Annotated in this window: 2 protein-coding genes and 1 pseudogene; 2 read left to right on the top strand and 1 reads right to left on the bottom strand. The window is 65.3% G+C overall.

All coding sequences use genetic code 11. The features are described from left to right. Positions 1-501, bottom strand: a pseudogene (locus H8B02_RS46290) (hypothetical protein); the annotation flags it as partial. A 437-nt stretch (positions 502-938) separates the two neighbouring features. Here H8B02_RS46290 and H8B02_RS46285 point away from each other — a divergent pair. Together H8B02_RS46285 and H8B02_RS46280 are read left to right on the top strand one after the other, a co-directional pair. Next, positions 939-1,733: a thermonuclease family protein gene (locus tag H8B02_RS46285; RefSeq protein WP_376711795.1), complete on the top strand. Its 795-nt coding sequence runs from the start codon at positions 939-941 to the stop codon at positions 1,731-1,733. Positions 1,734-1,786: 53 nt separating this feature from the next. Beyond that, entirely contained in the window at positions 1,787-3,280 is a 1,494-nt protein-coding gene (locus H8B02_RS46280; RefSeq protein ID WP_143046776.1) for a M48 family metalloprotease, read from the top strand. Positions 3,281-3,399: the final 119 nt, after the last annotated feature.

The following is a 3,399-nucleotide window of genomic DNA, read 5'->3' as shown; positions in this document are numbered from 1 at the left end:
GACCACGCCGCCGTTACCGCCCTTGGCGGTATTGTTGCCGAAATTAACGTTGTTCAGCGTGACGTCGGCATTCTGCCCGACGAACAGGCCGCCGCCGAGGCCCGCGCCGCCGCCGCCACCGCCGACGCCGCCATTGCCGCCGCTCGCAACGGCGTTGATGATGGTGAGATTCTTGAACGTCACCGTGCCGGAGGTGACGACGAAGCCTTGATAGCCACGCGCGTCGATGACGTCGCTGTAGTCCTGCCCACCGAGGTGATTGTTGTAGTCGGAGTTGCCGTCGAAGGTGAGCGTCGAGCCGTTCATCAGATTGATGGCCGGCAGATCGTCAAGCAGCTGCAGCGTGCGCGCGCCCGACGAGAGCGAGAAGTGGATGACGTAATCGGTGTTGGCCGATGCGAGCCCGCCGCCGACGCTGATCGCCGAGATCGCGTTGTAGAGCAGGAGGTAATCGCTGAGCGGATCGCTGGTCGACAGCGTGAGAACAACTGGGTTCGACACAAGGACCTCGGCAATATGAGTGAGCGACCGCAATCGGTCGCCGTTTCTAGAAATTGCTGATTAATTACCTTGCGCCGCAAGTCGTTGGCAACAATAACGAATTCTCATTCCGCGCACGGAATTGAGATGATGAATGGGCAAGGTTGAGGCGCACGACGACCGCGCCGCGCAGGTTCAAACGCCAATCTTCGTTACGACAAGGGACATACGAGACGCGTTCGTCCCGCAGCGGCCACGCATTGATGTGAAACAGGGATCTCATGGCTGCGCGCGATGAGAAGCGCTGCAAGGAATTCATCGGCCATGCGGCGCCGAATCACGGTCGGCCCCGCCGATCCGGCCTCGCTTCGCCTGTGGCTCGGCGGCGATCTTTCCGTCAGACTGTCCTCGTCGGCGACCACGCGCCGAACGGAGCGGGCCGGAGTGACGAGTGCGGCATGACGCCTTCACGCGATAAAGTATGGCAACGCCGTCCGCGGGCGGTGGCGATGACCGCGTACGCGCTCGCGATCGTCGCGTGCATCGGACGTGCCGAAGCGGCCGGATGCAATTTCGAGATTCAGGGCGAAGGTCGCGTCGCCGCTGTGGTCGATGCGCGCAGCCTGCGGCTGGACGACGGCCGCGAGGTCAAGCTCGCCGGCATCGAGGTGGCGGACAGAGCGAAGACCACGGCGATGCTGTCGGCGCTGTTGATCGGCCGCGAGGTGACGGTGCGCGGACAGGACGACACGCCGGACCGCTACGGACGGCAGCCGGCCTACGCATTCCTCGATGGCCAAGAGATGCCCGTGCAAAGCGAGCTGCTGCGCCAGGGCCTCGCGCTGGTGTCGTCCGAGATCGCCGACAAAGACTGCGCCACGGCGCTAATGGCGGCGGAGGCCGAGGCGCGGGCCGCCCGATCGGGAACCTGGGCCGAGGCCACGGTCATAAAAAACGCCGAAAGTCCGGACGATATTTTGGCCGGGATCGGGCGCTTTACCGTCGTTGAGGGCAGGGTTTTGTCCGTGCGTCGGGCGGGGGCGACGACCTACCTGAATTTCGGCCGAAACTGGACACGGGACTTTGCTCTAACTATTTCAAGGCGCATAGTCCCTGCGTTTGAGGCGGCCGGGCTTGCGCCCAAGTCTCTGGAAAATCGTAGGATTCGAGTGCGAGGCTGGGTGGAAGCACGGCGTGGGCCGCGAATCGAATTGCTCCGGGTGGGGCAGATTGAAGTACTCGGCGGGAACTAGGGGCCCACAGGCCACGGCCTGGCCGATTACGGGACAGTTTGTGGGTTTTTGACGTGATTGAGCGCGCTGGACGGCGTGAAGATGGAACTGGCCGCCGGCTTTCGGCTGCGCTGGCGCTCGTCTGCGCGGCCCTGACGCTGTCGGCCTGCGGCAATGTCGGCCGGTTCGAGCAGGTCGCGCCGACCGCGGCGGCGGCGCCGGTGAAGCCGAACCGGGTGGTGCAGCAGACGCCCAACAGCGAGCGCGAGCATGAGCGCATCCTGTCGTCCTATGGCGGCGCCTATGACGACCCGAAGCTCGAGGCGCTGATCGGCAAGACCGTCGACCGGCTGGTCGCCGCGTCCGAACGGCCCGACCAGGCCTACAAGGTGACGATCCTCAATTCCGGCGCGGTGAACGCCTTCGCGCTGCCGACCGGCCAGCTCTACGTCACGCGCGGCCTGATCGCGCTCGCCAGCGACACCTCCGAGCTTTCCTCGGTGCTGAGCCACGAGATGGCGCATGTGCTGGCCAAGCATGCCGCGATGCGCGAGGACCAGGCGCGCCAGGCGGCGGTGGTGACGCGCGTCGTCACCGACATGAGCACCGATCCCGACCTCACGGCGCTGGCGCTCGCCAAGACCAAGCTGACGATGGCGAGCTTCTCGCGGCAGCAGGAGTTCGAGGCCGACGGCATCGGCGTCGGGATCGCCGCGCGTGCGCATTTCGATCCCTACGGCGCGGCGCGCTTCCTGACCGCGATGGAGCGCAATGCCGCGCTCAAGATCGGCAAGACCGCGCTCGATCCGCGTGCGCAGGATTTCACCTCGTCGCATCCGGCAACGCCGGAGCGCATCTCCAATGCGCAGACCACCGCGCGGCAATACTCATCGCCCGAGAGCAACGAGCGCGACCGCGAGACCTATCTCGCCGCGATCGACAACATCGTCTATGGCGAGGACCCCAGCGAAGGTTTTGTGCGCGGCCGCCGCTTCCTGCATCCCAAGCTCGGCTTCACCTTCACCGCGCCCGACAATTTCACGCTCGACAACACCGCACAGGCGGTGATCGGCGTGCGCGAGGGCGGCAGCCAGGCGATGCGCTTCGACGTGGTGCGGGTGCCGGCCGAGCAGTCGCTCGGCGACTATCTGAATTCCGGCTGGATGGAAGGCGTCGAGAAGTCCTCGACCGAGGATCTCAACATCAACGGCTTTCCGGCGGCATCGGCCACCGCGCATGGCGACCAGTGGCAGTTCAAGGTCTACGCGCTGCGCTTCGGCAGCGACGTCTACCGTTTCATCTTCGCCGCCAAGCAGAAATCGACGGAGAGCGAGCGCAACGCGCGCGAGACCGTCAACTCGTTCCGCCGCCTGACGCTCGACGAGATCCAGGCCGCGCGCCCGCTGCGCATCAAGGTCATCAACGTGCAGCCCGGCGACACCGTGGAATCGCTGTCGCATCGCATGGCCGGCGTCGATCACCCGGCCGAGCGCTTCCGCGTGCTCAACGGCCTCGATGCCCACGCCCAGGTGAAGCCGCGGGACCGCGTCAAGATCGTGGTGGATTGAGGCTGCACGCACCCTCAATACCGTCGTCGTCCCGGCGAACGCCGGGACCCATAACCACCGTTATCGATCGATAGAAAAGCTGGGGCCGCAGCGCGCCCCAACAACATATTCCTGTGGCT

This window comes from Bradyrhizobium altum (assembly GCF_020889705.1).
Lineage (GTDB): Bacteria > Pseudomonadota > Alphaproteobacteria > Rhizobiales > Xanthobacteraceae > Bradyrhizobium > Bradyrhizobium altum.
The sequence above is the reverse complement of the archived record's forward strand: the minus strand, read 5'-3'. Positions and strand labels throughout refer to the sequence as shown.

Excerpts from the sequence above, each read along its gene's own strand:
- H8B02_RS46285 (WP_376711795.1), top strand. The coding sequence starts at position 939 with ATGACGCCTTCACGCGATAAAGTATGGCAACGCCGTCCGCGGGCGGTG.